The 15,679-nt window shown below is 71.1% G+C and carries 14 protein-coding genes and 1 riboswitch; of the genes, 7 read left to right on the top strand and 7 right to left on the bottom strand.

The window, feature by feature from the left end; translation table 11 throughout:
- Nucleotides 1-44 precede the first annotated feature (44 nt).
- From MRBLWH7_RS08765 to MRBLWH7_RS08745, 5 genes are all read left to right on the top strand, one after another.
- Nucleotides 45-1,313, top strand: coding sequence for an extracellular solute-binding protein (locus MRBLWH7_RS08765; protein ID WP_342001250.1), 1,269 nt, complete (start codon nt 45-47; stop codon nt 1,311-1,313).
- Nucleotides 1,314-1,400: 87 nt separating this feature from the next.
- Nucleotides 1,401-2,366 (top strand): sugar ABC transporter permease, encoded by a 966-nt coding sequence (locus MRBLWH7_RS08760; RefSeq protein WP_342001248.1) that lies wholly within the window; start codon nt 1,401-1,403, stop codon nt 2,364-2,366.
- Nucleotides 2,363-3,205, top strand: coding sequence for a carbohydrate ABC transporter permease (locus MRBLWH7_RS08755; protein ID WP_342001246.1), 843 nt, complete (start codon nt 2,363-2,365; stop codon nt 3,203-3,205). Before MRBLWH7_RS08760 ends, MRBLWH7_RS08755 begins: the two co-directional genes overlap by 4 nt.
- Nucleotides 3,206-3,248: 43 nt before the next feature.
- The gene (locus MRBLWH7_RS08750) at nt 3,249-4,202 is read left to right on the top strand and encodes an ROK family protein (protein ID WP_342001244.1); all 954 of its coding nucleotides are present in this window, start codon (nt 3,249-3,251) and stop codon (nt 4,200-4,202) included.
- Nucleotides 4,203-4,210: 8 nt separating this feature from the next.
- Nucleotides 4,211-4,990, top strand: a complete 780-nt coding sequence (locus MRBLWH7_RS08745; protein ID WP_342001242.1) for a glucosamine-6-phosphate deaminase — start codon at nt 4,211-4,213, stop codon at nt 4,988-4,990.
- Between the two features lie 22 nt (nt 4,991-5,012).
- Here the strand turns inward: MRBLWH7_RS08745 and MRBLWH7_RS08740 are convergent, their stop codons facing one another.
- The 5 genes from MRBLWH7_RS08740 to MRBLWH7_RS08720 all read right to left on the bottom strand — a co-directional run bounded on the left by MRBLWH7_RS08740 (nt 5,013) and on the right by MRBLWH7_RS08720 (nt 11,921).
- Complete coding sequence (locus MRBLWH7_RS08740) at nt 5,013-6,404, bottom strand: FAD-linked oxidase C-terminal domain-containing protein (RefSeq protein ID WP_342001240.1); 1,392 nt, start codon at nt 6,402-6,404, stop codon at nt 5,013-5,015.
- Nucleotides 6,401-6,865, bottom strand: coding sequence for a YrdB family protein (locus MRBLWH7_RS08735; protein ID WP_342001238.1), 465 nt, complete (start codon nt 6,863-6,865; stop codon nt 6,401-6,403). Before MRBLWH7_RS08735 ends, MRBLWH7_RS08740 begins: the two co-directional genes overlap by 4 nt.
- A gap of 56 nt (nt 6,866-6,921) precedes the next feature.
- On the bottom strand, nt 6,922-8,814 hold the full coding sequence (locus tag MRBLWH7_RS08730) for a sigma-70 family RNA polymerase sigma factor (protein WP_342001236.1): 1,893 nt from the start codon (nt 8,812-8,814) through the stop codon (nt 6,922-6,924).
- A gap of 314 nt (nt 8,815-9,128) precedes the next feature.
- Nucleotides 9,129-10,265 carry an N-acetylglucosamine-6-phosphate deacetylase gene (gene nagA / locus MRBLWH7_RS08725; RefSeq protein WP_342001234.1) on the bottom strand — a complete coding sequence of 379 codons (1,137 nt, stop codon included), beginning with the start codon at nt 10,263-10,265 and terminating at the stop codon, nt 9,129-9,131.
- A gap of 27 nt (nt 10,266-10,292) precedes the next feature.
- The gene (locus tag MRBLWH7_RS08720) at nt 10,293-11,921 is read right to left on the bottom strand and encodes a beta-N-acetylhexosaminidase (protein ID WP_342001233.1); all 1,629 of its coding nucleotides are present in this window, start codon (nt 11,919-11,921) and stop codon (nt 10,293-10,295) included.
- 58 nt (nt 11,922-11,979) lie between these two features.
- Nucleotides 11,980-12,064: riboswitch (ZMP/ZTP riboswitch) on the top strand.
- Nucleotides 12,065-12,102: 38 nt separating this feature from the next.
- On the opposite strand from MRBLWH7_RS08720, the gene glyA reads away from it, so the two are divergent.
- Together glyA and MRBLWH7_RS08710 are read left to right on the top strand one after the other, a co-directional pair.
- Nucleotides 12,103-13,377 carry a serine hydroxymethyltransferase gene (gene glyA, locus MRBLWH7_RS08715; RefSeq protein ID WP_342001232.1) on the top strand — a complete coding sequence of 425 codons (1,275 nt, stop codon included), beginning with the start codon at nt 12,103-12,105 and terminating at the stop codon, nt 13,375-13,377.
- A gap of 151 nt (nt 13,378-13,528) precedes the next feature.
- Nucleotides 13,529-14,410 carry a bifunctional methylenetetrahydrofolate dehydrogenase/methenyltetrahydrofolate cyclohydrolase gene (locus tag MRBLWH7_RS08710; RefSeq protein ID WP_342001231.1) on the top strand — a complete coding sequence of 294 codons (882 nt, stop codon included), beginning with the start codon at nt 13,529-13,531 and terminating at the stop codon, nt 14,408-14,410.
- 2 nt (nt 14,411-14,412) lie between these two features.
- On the opposite strand, the gene MRBLWH7_RS08705 is transcribed toward MRBLWH7_RS08710, so the two are convergent.
- Both MRBLWH7_RS08705 and MRBLWH7_RS08700 read right to left on the bottom strand, forming a co-directional pair.
- Entirely contained in the window at nt 14,413-15,060 is a 648-nt protein-coding gene (locus MRBLWH7_RS08705; protein ID WP_342001229.1) for an NAD(P)H-dependent oxidoreductase, read from the bottom strand.
- A complete protein-coding gene (locus tag MRBLWH7_RS08700) occupies nt 15,057-15,536 on the bottom strand; it encodes a MarR family transcriptional regulator (protein ID WP_342001227.1) in 480 nt (159 codons plus the stop codon). Before MRBLWH7_RS08700 ends, MRBLWH7_RS08705 begins: the two co-directional genes overlap by 4 nt.
- Nucleotides 15,537-15,679: the final 143 nt, after the last annotated feature.

The raw sequence follows: 15,679 nt of genomic DNA, 5'->3' as shown, positions 1-15,679 counted from the left end.
CCATCCGAGACACCAAGAGAACACCGAAAACGAAGGAAGACACCATGAAGAAGACGCTTGGAGCGGTGGCGCTCATCGGCGCCTCGGCACTGGTGCTCGCCGGCTGCGCCGGCGGCAACGGCGGCGGCTCGGGGTCCGAAGAGGGCGCCGAGATCCGCGTGTGGCTGGTCGGCACCGACACTCCGCAGGACGCTCGCGACTACCTGAAGAAGACCTTCGAGGACGAGAACCCGGGGTCGACGCTGGTCATCGAGGAGCAGCAGTGGACCGGTCTCGTCGACAAGCTCACCACGAGCCTGTCGTCGAACGACAGCCCCGACATCGTCGAGATGGGCAACACGCAGGCCCCCGCGTTCACCTCCAGCGGTGCCCTCCTGAGCCTCGCCGACATCGAGGGTGAGCTCGGCGGCGACGACCTGCTTCCCGGCTTCGTCGAGGCCGGCAGCTGGGACGGCACCCTGTACGCGGCCCCGTACTACTCGGGTGCCCGTGTCGTCTTCTACAACACGGCGATGTACGAGCAGGCGGGCGTCGCGGTGCCCACCACGCTCGACGAGTACGTGTCGAACGGCGTGGCCCTCGCGGGCGCGCTGCCGGGTGTCTCGGGCGTCTACTTCCCGGGCAAGGACTGGTACAACGGCCTGCCCTTCATCTGGGAGAACGGCGGCGAGATCGCCGTCCAGGACGGCGACGAGTGGGACGCGCAGCTGTCGAGCGACGCGTCGGTCGCCGGCCTCGCGCAGGTCCAGGAGCTCATGACCCAGGCGTCGCTCGCCCCGAAGGACGGCGACGAGGCCGACGGCTGGGTGCCCTTCCGCACCGAGCAGTCCGCCACGTACTCGGCTCCGAGCTGGGCCTACTGGTCGATCGTCGCCGACGAGGACAAGCAGCCGACTGCCGTCGCCGACATCACCGGCTACTACGCCCTTCCGGGCATGGACGGCGGCGCCGCCCAGGTCTTCGCGGGCGGTTCGAACGTCGGCATCGCCGCGAAGTCGAAGAACCCCGACCTCGCCAAGAGCGCGCTCGAGATCATGCTGAGCGACGAGTACCAGACGATCCTCGCCGAGAACGGCCTGGTTCCCGCTCTCGTCTCGCTCGGTGACAAGGTCGCCGCAGCCACCCCCGAGCTCGCGAGCGTCATCGCCGAGGCCGCGGCCAACTCGAAGCTCACCCCGGCTTCGCCGAACTGGGCGGACGTCGAGGCGCAGGGCATCATGCAGGACCTGTTCGTCAACATCGCGAACGGCGGCGACGTCAAGGAGCTCGCCACCGCAGCCGACGAGCAGATCGAATCGATCCTGAACGGCTGACGTCACTGAACGGGGTGCTCCGTGCCGCGGGGCACCCCGTTCCGTGCCCGCACCGGGCTCGACACAATTCCTGAGAGGAGGTTTGCCATGACGACAATCCCCGCAGAGGCGTCGGCTCCGCCGGCCCCGTCACCCGAGTCACGGCCAGACCCCGAAAGGCCGAAGAAGCGCCGCTTCCCCTGGGCGCCGCTCGCGCTGCTGACGCCGGCCCTCATCATGCTCGTCGTCTTCATCGGCTGGCCGCTCGTGCAGCTGGTGATCATGTCGTTCCAGAAGTTCGGCCGCGCGCAGATCTTCGGCGCGCCGCCCGAGTTCATCGGGATCGACAACTACATCGCCGTGCTGACCGATCCCGAGTTCTGGGCGGTCCTCGGCCGCAGCGTCGCGCTGTGCGTCGTGAGCGTCGTCGCCACGATGCTCCTCGGCGTCGCGATCGCCGTCCTGATGACCAAGCTCGGCAAGGTGATGCGCACGGCGGTGTCCGTCTCGCTGCTGCTCGCGTGGGCGATGCCCGCGCTCACCGCGACGATCGTGTGGGGCTGGATCTTCGACACCCAGTACGGTCTGGTCAACTGGGTGCTCACCCAGATCACCGGCGAGAACTGGATCGGCCACAGCTGGCTCATCGACCCGACGAGCTTCTATGCCGTCGCGGCGATCATCATCACGTGGGGTGCGATCCCGTTCGTCGCCTTCAGCACGTACGCCGCGCTCTCGCAGGTGCCCGACGAGGTGCTCGAGGCCGCCTCGCTCGACGGCGCCGGAGGACTCGCACGGTTCCGCCTCATCGTCTTCCCCTATGTGCGCTCGATCCTCCTCGTGCTCCTGGTCCTGCAGGTCATCTGGGACCTCCGCGTCTTCGCGCAGATCTACGCGCTGCAGTCCATCGGCGGCGTACGCGCCGAGACCAACACGATCGGCGTCTACATCTACAGCGTCTCCATGGCTTCGGGTGACCTCGGCGCCGGCGGCGCGATCTCTGTGATCCTCGTCGTCATCCTCCTCGCCATCTCCGGGTACTGGATCCGCACCATGCTCAAGGAGGAATCATGACCGCCGGTCCTCGCCGCGTGATCTCGCGGGTGTTCCTGAACGTCGCGGCCGTCGTCGTCATCGTCGCCTCGCTGTTCCCCGTCTACTGGATGGTGAACACCTCGCTGCTGCCCGCATCGGCCGTGCGCTCGACGACCCCCCACTGGTGGCCGGACGAGTTCACGCTCAGCAACTATCAGGAAGCCCTCACCGACGACAGCCTGCTCAACGCGCTCTTCAACTCGGTCGCCGTCACCGGGATCACGCTGGTGGCCGCGCTCGGGTTCGCCTTCCTCGGCGCGATCGCCGTGTCGCGCTACCGCTTCCGCACCCGGACGTCGTTCATCATCGCGATCCTCGTGATCCAGATGATCCCCGCTGAGGCGATGATCGTCTCGGTGTTCCGGGTGCTCGACGGCTGGTATCTGCTCAACTCGATCATCGGTCTGAGCTTCGTCTACATCGCCTTCGTGCTCCCGTTCACCATCTGGACGCTCCGCGGATTCGTCAACGGCGTCCCCGCAGACCTGGAGGAGGCCGCGATGATCGACGGATGCAGCCGGACCGGCGCTTTCTGGCGCATCACGTTCCCGCTGCTGGCCCCCGGCCTCATCGCGACGGGCGTGTTCGCCTTCATCCAGGCCTGGAACGAGTTCGTCTTCGCCCTCGTCATCATGACGAGGCCGGAGTCGCTCACCCTCCCGATCTGGCTGCGCGCCTTCGTGCAGGCGACGAAGGCCACCGACTGGGCGGTCGTCATGGCGGCATCCACGATCATGGCCATCCCGGTGATCGTGTTCTTCCTCATCGTCCAGCATCGCATGACGAGCGGTCTCGTCTCAGGGGCGGTCAAGGGCTGATGCGCACGAAGGACCACGCCGCCTCCCACGGGGAGGTCGGCCGATGAAGGTCGGGCTGGACGTCGGCGGGACGAAGACGGACGCCGTGGCGGTCGACGCCGAGGGCGGGATCGCGGGCCGCCTCCGCATCCCCACGGGCTGGGGACCGGATGCTGTGGCCCAGACCGTCCTCGACGCCGTGCGTGCGCTCGGCTCCGAGGCCGGCGTCGACCTCTCGGCCGTGCGGTCGGTCGGGGTCGGCATCCCGGGTCAGATCGAGCCGGGCACCGGCCGCGTCGTGCACGCCGTCAACCTCGGCGTGGACGAGCTCGACCTCGCCGCCGCGGTCGCGCCCGCGCTGGGCGTGCCGGTGCAGGTCGAGAACGACGTGAAGGCGGCCGCGCTCGGCGCGCATGCGCTCCACACGCGGGGCGGCGCACCGGCGCCGGGCTCGATGGCGTACCTCAACCTCGGCACCGGCATCGCCGCGGGCATCGTCTCCGACGGGGTGCTGTGGCGCGGCGCGCGCGGCACGGCCGGCGAGGTCGGCCATATCTCCGTCGACCCGAACGGACCCCTGTGCCGCTGCGGTCAGCGCGGCTGCATCGAGGCGTTCGCGGGCGGCGGCGCGATCGCCGAGCGCTGGGCCAAGCGGTCCGCGCTGCCCGTGCGCGACGTCTTCGACGCCGCCGATGCCGGCGACCCGTCGGCGCGACAGCTGCGGGCCGGTCTCGCCCGCGGCGTCGCCGCAGCGATCCGGGTGCTGGTGCTGACCGCCGACGTCGATATCGTGGTCCTCGGAGGGGGTGTGACGGCGTTGGGAGACCGACTGATGACGGATGTCGCGGCCGAGCTCGCGGCCAGTGCCGAGGCATCCCCGTTCATGCGCTCGCTGCACCTCGCCGACCGGGTCGAGCTGCTGCCGCCGGGTTCACCGGCCGCTGCGCTCGGAGCCGCGCTGGTGGGCGCGGAGGGCGACGCCACACACGACACCCAGGAGGCTCTGATTCATGGATGAGATGTTCCATGGCTGAGATCGTCATCGTCCGCGACAAGCAGGCCGCAGGTGCGCTCGTCGCCGACCACATCGCCGGACTCATCCGCTCGAACCCCGAGACGGTCCTGGGTCTTGCCACCGGGTCCACGCCGCTGCCGGTGTACGAGGCGCTGCGCTCGCGCCTGGAGGGCGTCGACGTCTCGCGTGTGCGCGGCTTCGCGCTCGACGAGTACGTCGGCATCGACCCGGCCCATCCCGAGAGCTACCGCTCGGTGATCACGCGCGAGGTCGTCGAGCCGCTGGGCTTCAACCCCGAGCTCATCCGCACGCCGGACGGCACGCCGGAGGGCATCGAGCACCACGGCGAGGAGTACGACGAGGCCATCCGCGATGCGGGTGGCATCGACCTGCAGATCCTCGGCATCGGCACGGACGGCCACATCGGCTTCAACGAGCCGGGTTCGTCGTTCTCGTCGATCACGCGCGTGAAGACGCTCACCGAGCAGACCCGCCGCGACAACGCGCGCTTCTTCGACTCGGTCGACCAGGTGCCGATGCACTGCATCACACAGGGCCTGGGCACGATCCTGCGCGCCCGCCACCTGGTGCTGCTGGCCTTCGGCGAGGGCAAGGCGGCCGCGGTCGCCGGCGCCGTCGAGGGCCCGCTCTCGGCGTCGCTGCCCGGCTCGGCGATCCAGCTCCACTCGCACGCGACCGTGGTGGTCGACGAGGCGGCGGCATCGCAGCTCGCCCGTGCCGACTACTACCGCTACGCCTACGACAACAAGCCCGACTGGCAGGGCATCTGACTGGGGCGACGGATGCCGCGGCTCAGCGCGCGAACACCTTGCCGGGGTTGAGGATGCCCTGGGGATCGAAGACGCGGGTGATCTGCCGCTGAAGCTCCCATTGGGCGTCGCCGAGCTCGTCGGCGAGCCATCGGCGCTTGAGTACGCCCACACCGTGCTCGCCGGTCAGCGTTCCGCCGAGGCGGAGCGCGGCACGAAAGAGGTCGTCGGCGGCCGCCCAGATGTGGTCCGGCGCCTCGACGACGCCGAACTCGTCGGGCTGGGCGTCGAAGATGAAGTTGGGGTGCAGGTTGCCATCGCCGGCGTGAGCGACGGTGGGGATCACGACGCCGTGCTCACGCTCGACGCGGGCGATCTCGTCGAACATCGCAGGGAGAGCGCTGCGGGGCACCGAGACGTCCTCGATGAGCGCGGTGCCGAGAGTCTCCATCGCGGGATGCATCGCCCGGCGGATCGTCAGCAGCCGCTCGCCCTCGTCGCGGTCGTGCGAGACGGCGACTGTCCCGCCGACCCGGCGGAGCACCCCGGCGATCGCCTCGGCCTCGGCGATCGCGGCAGGGCCGTCGGTCTGGATGGTGAGCTGCGCCGCCCCGGGAGTGGGTGCCGAGAGCCCCAGGAGCGCGTGGACGGCGGCGAGGGACGCAGCATCCATCAACTCCATGATCGCGGGCTGCGCACCGGACGCGGTGACGGCCGCGGATGCCTCGGCCGCCGTGCGCACGTCGCGGAAGGTGGCGGCGACCGTGCACACCTCGCCGGGAACCAGACGGCGCAGCTTCAGCGTCGCTCCGACGACGACGCCCAGGGTGCCCTCTGACCCGATGACCAAGGACGTCAGGTCGAGACCTGTCACGCCCTTGACGGTGCGGTGGCCGAGATGGAGCAGGCGGCCGTCCGCGAGGACGAGATCCACGCCGAGCACCGCGTCGCGCACGACGCCGTACTTGGCGCACAGCAGTCCCCCCGCGCCGGTCGCGATGTTGCCGCCGACCGTCGAGATGGCGCGGCTCGCCGGGTCGGGCGCCCACCAGAGGCCGTGCGGGGCGAGCGCGGCGTTGAGGTCGGCGTTGAGGATGCCCGGCTCGACGACCGCCAGGAGGTCGTCGGGGCGGATCTCGAGGATGCGGTCCATGCCGCGCACCGACAGGGCGATCTCGCCGTCTCCCGCGTTGGCGCCGCCGGCCAGACCCGTGCCGGCGCCGCGGGTGACCACGGGCGTGCGTGTGCCGGCGGCGATGCGGAGCGTCTGCTGCACGTCGTCGACGCTGCGGGCGTGCACGACGGCGAGAGGAAGACCCGATGCCGCGTGCCCGGACTTGTCGGCGCGCGCGGCGGCCAGTGAAGCCGGGGAGGTGTCGACGCGGTCGCCGAGCGCCGCGCGGAGGAGAGCCAGCGCGTCGGCGCCGGAGGTCACGACAGGCGCCGCCGGCCGGCGACGACCCCGGCGGTCACGGCGACGACACCGAACGCGAGGCCGATCCAGGCGTTGCCCATCGACCACCAGGCGGCGGTCGCGGACACGTAGACGAGCAGCTCGACGACGGCGCGCACGAAGGGGTGCACCGCGAACACGGCGCGCGGCGACACGAAGAGCGCCCAGAGAAGGATCGCGATCACCGGAGCCCCGATGCCGGCGACGATGTTCCATGGGAACGGCCACATCGTGAAGCCCCACAGCGCGAGCGTGCCGAACGCGAAGATCTCGCAGATGAACGCGATGATGTCGATTGCGGCCAGCGGCGCAGCCTTGCCATCGGCCAGCGGCGGAGCCTTGCCATCGGCCAGCGGCGCAGCCTTGCCATCGGTCAGCGGTGCGCGTGTTCCGGGTGCCGGTTCGGCAGGGCGCGCGGGAGTGACGTTCGGCGTGTCGGACATGGCCTCCAGTCTACGGCGGCGGGCAGCCCGCGCCGGCCGAACCGGTGCGGGGCTGATCAGTCGCTGCCGTCGGCCGGGACGGTCTCGGCAGGGACGGTCTCGGCGGGGATGGTCTCCGTCACTTCGGGCAGTTCGGCGTCCGCCGGCACGTCGTCGGTGAGGGGTGGGGCCTCCTGACGGTCCGCGAGACCCCGGCCGATTCCGCGCGGAACCGGCGCGCTGCCCTTCGTGACGCCGCTGCCGGCTCCGGTGGTGCCGCCGTTGCCGTTGCCGCTGCCGGTGCCGTTCGTCGGCGTGCCGTTGCCGGTCGAACCGTCGTTGCCGGTGTCGCCGGCGTTGCCGCTGCCCGTGCCGTCGGTCGGCTTCCCGTTGCTGGAGCCGCCGGCGTTGCCGTTCCCGCTGTTGCCCGGCGCGTCTGCGTCGTCGCCGGTGGAGCTCCCGTTGTTGCCGGAGGCGGTGCCGTTGTTGCCCTGCGTGTTCCCGTTGCTGCTCGTCGGCTTGCCGTTGCTGCTCGTCGGGTTGCCGTCGCTGACCGACACGCCGCTGTTCGCGCCCTGAGCGTTGCCGGTCTCTCCGCCAGCCTCGCCGCCGCCGGACTCCGAGCTGCCCCCGTCTTGCGCGTCCCCGGCGCCGGCCGAGGCGTCGAGGACCACGGGGATGTCCGCCGGGGCGGGACCCGCCTCGGCCGGAAGCTGAAGCGCGTCGTCATCGCTGTCGTCCTCGAGGAGCGCCGGCGCGTTCGCGTTCTCCGCCGCGACCTCGGTCGTCGGTGCGGGAGTCGGCGCCGGTTCGGGACCGGCTGTGGCCGGCAGCATCACCGCTGCGGCGACCACGCCGCTGACGACGACGAGGCCGGCCGCGGCGAGCCCGGAGGCCGCCCCGATGCCGGCGACCGCCGACGCGCCGAAGACCGTCGCCGACGAAGCGACGGCGGTCGCCGCCCCTGCTGCGCCGACCGCCCCCGCCGATCCGACCCCGGCCGACGTCGCCGCCGCACCGGCAGCGGCACCCGCGCCTACGCCCGCACCCGCACTCCCACCCGCGCTCGCGCCCGCGCCCACGACTCCAGCCGGGGCGACGGTGACGGTGCCGTGCACGACGCTCGAGGGCATCGAGGCCAGCGCCACGAGCGAGGTGCCGCCGCCCTGGACGGTCGCGAGGTAGCCGGCGGTGCCCACCGCGCCGAGGGCGATGGGCAGCAGGACGAGCGCGAGACGGCTCGAGACCTCCTTGGCCTCGCTCGCGACGATCGAGCACCGCACGCAGCCGGCAAGGTGCCGCTCGAGCTTCGCGTGGTCGCGTCGGCCGAGGTTGAGTCGCGAGTACGCGCCGAGGCGCTCGATGGTCCACTCGCAGTCCGAGCCGTCGGCCACCGACCGCAGGTGCGCCTGGATCCAGGCCTCACGCAGCCCTTCCCGGGCGCGGAAGGTCAGCTGCGCGACCGCCGTCGGCTTCATGCCCAAGAGCGGCGCGATCTCGGCGGGCTTCATGCGCTCGATCTCGGAGTACCAGAGCACCTCCTGCCACCGCGTCGGAAGACTGCGGAAGGCCTGATGCGTGAGACCGCGGTCGAGTGCGGCCTCGCTCTCGTGCTCGACGCCCGAGGGGTCCTCGACGCCGTCGAGCTCCTCGTACGCGGTCTCGCGGCGGGCGCGTCCCCACGCGGCCGCGGTGTTGCGGATGCTGGTGAAGAGGTAGGCGCGGAATGACCCGGTCGGCCCGCCGCCGTGGACGATGGACTGGTAGATGCGCGTGTACGCCTCCTGCACGAGGTCGTCGGCATCGAGGCTCGAGGTCATGTTGCGGGCGACGGTGACGCCCGCGCGGTAGTGGCGCCGCCACAGCTCCGCGAAGGCGTCGCTGTCGCCCGATCTCGTCCGCAGGACGAGATCGCCGTCGGCGTCGGTGACGACGTCGGTCTCGTCCTGGTGCACGTCTTCGTGGTCCATCGGTCCCCCAGTTCCGCGGCGCACATCGACGACGTCGATCCCGGGTGCGGACCGCGGCAGGTTCCATTGTCGTCGCCGCCTCCGGATTTGACCAGGGCTGAACTCGAAGGCGCAGCATCCGTTCCGAGCGAATTCTCGGAACCCGCGTAATAGATCGGGGGTCCCGCAGTCTCTTTCGTCAGAGTGGCTGGCCGCCCTTGTGTGGGGCACGACGGCGGCCGGCCCCCCGCGGGACTCCCGCGGATAAGGCGGGGCTCGGAGGTATCTCGGGGGAGGGACCTTCGGCCCCGCCTTTCACGTGCGCGCGAGCCCGCTCAGGCGTCGTGGCCGCCGATCCAGACGCGGCGCACCGCGAGTGCGTCGTCCAGCAGCACCGCGTCGGCGAGCGCGCCGACGTCGAGGGTGCCGAGGTCGTCGCGGTGGATCGCGTGCGCGGGCTGCCGGCTGAGCGCGTGCGACGCGACCTCGAGCGGGACGCCTGCGGCCACGACGTGGCGCAGCGCGGCATCCTGCGTGAGCGTGGAGCCGGCGATCGCACCGCCCTCTTCGAGCCGTGCCACCCCGGCGGTCACGCGCACCGCGAGGCCGCCCAGCTCGTACCGGCCGTCCTGCGCGCCGGCCGCGGCCATCGCGTCGGTGACGAGCGCGATCCGGTCGCCGGCGACCGCGAAGAGCGTCGCGATCAGCTCCAGGTCGACGTGCACGCCGTCGGCGATGACCTCGAGAGTCACGCGCTCGTCGCGCAGAGCCGAGACGACGGGGCCGGGAGCGCGGTGGTGGATGCCGGGCATCGCATTGAACGCATGCGTGATGAGCGTCGCGCCGGCGTCGAAGGCGCGCCGAGTCGTGTCGGCGTCGGCGTTCGTGTGGCCGACCGCGACGGCGACGCCCGCCTCGACGAACCGCCGGATCGCGTCGAAGGCGCCCTGGCGCTCCGGCGCGAGCGTGACCTGGCGGATCGTCCCGCGTCCGGCCTCGAGAAGACGGTCGACGGATGCCGCGTCCGGGGCCCGCAGCAGCGACGCTGTGTGCGCACCCTTGTGGCCCGGGTCGAGGAACGGACCCTCGAGGTGCGAGCCGAGGACCGTGGGATCGGCGTCGCAGAGGTCCGCGACCATCGCCACGCGCGCTGCGAGGTCGTCGATCGGCGCGGTGATGAGCGAGAGCACCGCGCGCGTCGTCCCGTGGGCGCGGTGCACGGCGCGCGCCGTGGCGACGGCCTCGGGCCCGTCGTCGAAGCTCGCGCCCGCGCCGCCGTGCCCGTGGATGTCGACGAAACCGGGGGCGAGGCATCCGCCCCCTCCGTCGACCGTCGCGTCCGCGCGCGGGAACCCTGCGCCGACTCCGACTGCGGCGACGCGATCGCCCTCGAAGAACGCCCATGCGTCGGCGTTGTCGCTGTCGACCGACACGGAGCCCAGCAGGCGGACGGAGTGGACGAGGGTGCTCATGCGGTGCTCCGGATCAGTCGGCGGCGGTCACTCGGTGGCCCACGGGATCTCGTCGGACGGGTGGAAGCCGATGCCCATGCTCGTCCACAGCGGCCCGAGGGCGCCGACGCGCTCGCGGAACGACGCCCAGGTGCGCAACTCGCTCGTCCCTGTTGCAGGAGACCAGGCGGCCTCCGCGGCCGCGGCGGCGCGCGGGAAGGCCATGGTGTCGATGTCGGCGGCGGTGCGGATCGTCTCGGTCCACAGCGGCGCCTCGATGCCGAGGATGCCGGAGTCGTCGACGCCGGGGACCACGTCCGAAGGCTCCCACGAGTACGCGCGCTCGACGCTCGTCGGTCCATTCGCCCATGTGAGCCCGTGCCCGGGCAGGTCGGGGTACTGCATGTCGAGGTAGATCGCGTCGGCGGGCGAGAGGATCAGCTGCGCGCCGTTGTCGACGAATGCGATCGCCTTCTCCGCGGCGCCCTCCTGCGGGGTGAGGAAGCCCCAGTACTGGCCGATCGTGATGTCGGCGATGTCGGGCGCCGCGCCCGCCTCGTGCCACGCGACGGGCGTCTTGCCGAGGTCGGCGATGATTGCGCTCGCGCGGGCGACGAAGACCGCGAAGTCGTCGTCGGTCGTCGAGAGCGACTCGTCGCCGCCGAAGTGCAGATACGGCCCGGGCGTCATCGCGGCGAGCTCGCCGAACACGTCGGCAACGAAATCGTAGGTCGCCTCGTCGTGGATCTTCAGCGACGAGAACCCGACGGCCATGCCGTCGTAGGGTGTGCCGGTGCGCGGCTCCTCGCCGCCGTAGTCGCGGATGGTCTCGCGCATATGCTCGCTGACGGTAGGGGCTTCGGTGAGCTCCGGATACGCGAGGCCCACCGCATGCGTGTGGCCCGGCATGTCGATCTCGGGCACGACGATCATGTGACGGGATGCCGCGTACTCGACGATCTCGCGGTAGTCGGCCTTCGTGTAGAAGCCGCCACCCCGGCCCTGCCCGACGACACTGCCGCCGCCGACCGACGTGCCCGACGCCTTCTCGGTGAGCTCGGGACGCGAGTCGAGCTGGATGCGCCAGCCCTGGTCGTCCGTGAGGTGCAGGTGCAGTGCGTTGAACTTGAGGGACGCCCCGCGGTCGATGTAGGCCCTGACGGTGTCGACCGAGTGGAAGTGGCGGGCGACGTCGAGCATCAGGCCGCGGTAGGCGAAGCGCGGGGCGTCCTCGATCGTCACGGCGGGCAGGACCCACCCGTCGCCATCGCGGGCGATGAGCTGGCCCAGCGTCTGCACGCCGTAGAACAGCCCTGCCGCGTCGGCGCCGGTGACGACCACGGATGCCTCGTCCGCGGCGATCCGGTACGACTCGGGCGCGCCCGAACCCGCGTCGACCCGCAGCTCGATGACCGCGCCGTCGCCGGTCGCGAGGCTCAGCCGCGTGCGGGCCTCGACGATCGCGGACAGGGCGGTGGCAGCATCCGTGTCTCCCTTCACCACCGTGGTGGACGCGAGCCGGAAGGGCGCGCCGGAGCCGGCCTCGATCGAGGTCGGGGCGGGGACGACGGCGGGAAGCGACACGGTGTCTCCATTCTGTGCGACCGGGGTGCAGCCGGCCAGCAGCGCGGCGGCGAGGACGACTGCGGCGACCGCTCGTCCTCGTCGACGATTCATGTAAAGAGTCCTAACAAAAGGGATCGGACTCAGCCTAGCGGTTCGTGTTCCGTTATGCTCGGTGTGTCGCGACTGGCGTTGAGGTGGGCCACCACCGGGGAGCGACCGACTACGGCATTCGACCGCACGCCTGGGCCGATGTGGAACACCCCTATCCGAAAGCCGTGAGTCTGGAGATCGCATGACCGATCAGTTCTTCAACGCCCCGCTCGCCGAGGTCGATCCCGAGATCGCCCAGGTGCTCGACCGCGAGCTCGACCGCCAGCGCGGTTATCTCGAGATGATCGCCTCCGAGAACTTCGTTCCGGTCTCTGTGCTGCAGTCGCAGGGCTCGGTGCTCACCAACAAGTACGCCGAGGGCTACCCGGGCCGCCGCTACTACGGCGGCTGCGAAGAGGTCGACGTCGCCGAGGAACTCGCCATCCACCGCGCCAAGGCGCTGTTCGGCGCCGAGTTCGCGAACGTCCAGCCGCACTCGGGCGCCACCGCGAACGCCGCTGTGCTGCACGCCATCGCCCGTCCGGGCGACACGCTGCTCGGCCTCTCGCTCGACCAGGGCGGCCACCTCACGCACGGCATGAAGATCAACTTCTCGGGCCGCCTGTACAACATCGTCGCGTACGGCGTCGACCCCGAGACCTCGACGATCGACATGGACGAGGTGCGCCGCCTCGCCGTCGAGCACAAGCCCAAGGTCATCATCGCCGGCTGGTCGGCGTACCCGCGCCGGCTCGACTTCGCCGCCTTCCGCGCGATCGCCGACGAGGTCGGCGCGACCCTGTGGGTCGACATGGCGCACTTCGCCGGTCTCGTCGCGGCGGGTCTGCACCCGAACCCGGTGCCGCACGCCCACGTCGTGTCGTCGACCGTGCACAAGACGATCGGCGGCCCCCGCTCGGGCTTCATCCTCACCAACGATGCCGACATCGCGAAGAAGATCAACACCGCCGTCTTCCCGGGGCAGCAGGGCGGCCCCCTCATGCACGTGATCGCGGCCAAGGCGACGGCGTTCAAGCTCGCCGCGACCCCAGAGTTCAAGGAGCGCCAGGAGCGCGTGCTGCGCGGCGCCCACATCATCGCGGAGCGTCTGTCCCAGCAGGACGTGAAGGACGCCGGCATCGCGGTCCGTTCGGGTGGCACCGACGTGCACCTCGTGCTGGTCGACCTCCGCAACGCCGAGATCGACGGCAAGCAGGCCGAGGACCTGCTGCACGAGATCCACATCACGGTGAACCGCAACGCGGTCCCCAATGACCCGCGCCCGCCGATGGTCACGTCGGGCCTGCGGATCGGCACGCCGGCGCTGGCGACCCGCGGCTTCGGCGACGCCGAGTTCACGGAGGTCGCCGACATCATCGCGCTCGCACTGCTGCCCGGTGCCGACGTCGAAGAGCTGCGCCTGCGCGTCGCGGCCCTCACCGCCAAGTTCCCGCTGTACCCCGACTTCCGCCACTGAGCGGGAAAGCCGCCGCAGGGCGGCCGTACCGTCTGGTACCACTGTCGACAGGGGTGCCGCGGCCGGACATCGCGCCGCGGCATCCGTTCGAGACTCAGCTCTTCGCCGACGGGAACCGCACCGCCGAGGCGAACCGAACGAAAGGGCGGACATGACCGCACAGAAGCTCGACGGGCGCGCGGCCGCGGCCCAGATCAAGGACGAGCTGCGCGAGCGCGTGGCGGCACTCAAGGACCGCGGCGTCACGCCCGGCATCGCGACGGTGCTCGTCGGCGCCGATCCGGCGTCCCAGCTGTACGTCGGGATGAAGCACCGCGAGTCCGAGGCGATCGGGATGAACTCGATCCAGCGCGAGCTTCCCGCCGACGCCACGCAGGAAGAGGTCGAGGCGCTGATCGACGAGCTCAACGCCGACCCGGAGTGCCACGGGTACATCGTGCAGCTGCCGCTGCCGAAGCACCTCGACACCGACGCGATCCTCGAGCGCATCGACCCCGCGAAGGACGCCGACGGCCTGCACCCGACGAATCTCGGACGGCTCGTGCTCAACGTCAATTCGCCGATCACCACGCCGCTGCCCTGCACCCCCCGTGGTGTCATCGAGCTGCTGCTGCGCAACGACTACGACCTCAAGGGCAAGGACGTGGTCGTCGTCGGTCGCGGCGTGACCATCGGCCGCTCGATCGGCCTGCTGCTCACGCGCCGCGAGATCAACGCGACGGTGACCCTCACCCACACCGGCACCGCCGACCTGTCGCACCACCTGCGCCAGGCGGACGTCATCGTGGCTGCGGCGGGCGTCAAGCACATCGTCCGCGCCGAGGACGTCAAGCCGGGCGCCGCGGTGCTCGACGTCGGCGTCACCCGTGAGGACGACCCCGAGACGGGCAAGTCCCGCGTCCACGGCGATGTCGACCCCGACGTCGCCGAGGTCGCCGGCTACCTCTCGCCGAACCCCGGCGGGGTGGGCCCGATGACGGTCGCGCTCCTCATGACGAACGTCGTCGAAGCCGCGGAGCGCTCGCTCGCCTGACGTCAGGCCGCGACGAGCTCGTCGCGTGCGCGCGGGGCGACGGACCCGGCATCCGTCGCTCCGAACGACGCCATCCCGAGGACCCAGCGCTCGCGGTCGGCTTCGGAGCTGTGCCGCACCTCCGCGAGGCGCGTCACGCCGCGCACCTTGATGCCGCAGTATTCGAGCGTCGCCGTGCGCAGCGACCGGATCGGCGCGTCGCGGTAGACCCACGCGTTCCAGAAGGCGGGGGAGTCCATCGTCATGACGATGCGCGCGCTGCGACCGGTCAGCAGCTTGTCCCACAGTCGACCCGTCGGACGGTAGCGGTACGCGAAGCCGCGCACGAACACGCGGTCGATCCACGTTTTGAGGGCACCCGGGAGCGACCCCCACCACTGCGGGAAGAAGAAGACGAGGTGGTCGGCCCAGTCCACGTCGGCGACGGAGGCGGCGACCTCGGGCGGGAGCTGCACGTCCGCCTCGGTGCGGGGAAGCCGCACGTCGTCGCGCTGGGACGGATGCTGCGGCACGGCGTCCTTCGCGAGGTCGACGACCCGCACATCGGCGCCGCCGGTGCGTGCGGCATCGGCGTACGACCGGGCGAGGGCGTGGTTGAGGCTGCCGGCGAAGGGCGTGCCGACGATCACGAGGATGCGGGGGGCGTTCATGCGAGGGTCTCCTGTGGGGCCGCGGCGCCCTGCGCGGGTGCCGGCTGCTGCTGGATGAAGGCGGTGAGGGCGACGAGCTGGGCGTTCAGGCGCGGGGCGTCGATGGGATCGCCCCCGAGGGAGGGATGCGTCAGCATCGCGGCGAACTCGCGCTCGAGCACTTCCCCCGCATCGCGCACGAGCGCTGTGCCCTGGGGAGTGAGGGCGAGCAGGATGCTGCGGCCTGCGCCGGGCTGGGATGCCGCGGTGATCCACCCGTCCTCGACGAGCGCCGGGACCCGTTTGCTCACGGCGGCCTTGGTGACGCCGAGGCAGCGGGCGAGCGTCGTCATGTCCACGGGCTCGTGGTCGTAGAGCACCGCCAGGAACTGGAAGTGGTTGAACGTGACGCCGTACCCCGCCTGCAGGGCGGCGTCGGCGAACGCATCGAGCTCGGCGATGAACTCGTGGAGGGTGAAGGTCAGGCGGTCGGACACATGAACGAGTAAACCAGTTGACTCACGGTGAGTCAACAGGTTGACACACTGTGCCGGTGTTCACATCGTGTGCTCTCGCCGAGGCGACACGCTGTGCGCGCCAACGACGTGTGCGCTCGGTGAGAGCACATGAAGTGAACAGC

The organism is Microbacterium sp. LWH7-1.2 (assembly GCF_038397755.1).
Classification (GTDB): Bacteria; Actinomycetota; Actinomycetes; order Actinomycetales; family Microbacteriaceae; genus Microbacterium.
The sequence above is the reverse complement of the archived record's forward strand: the minus strand, read 5'-3'. Positions and strand labels throughout refer to the sequence as shown.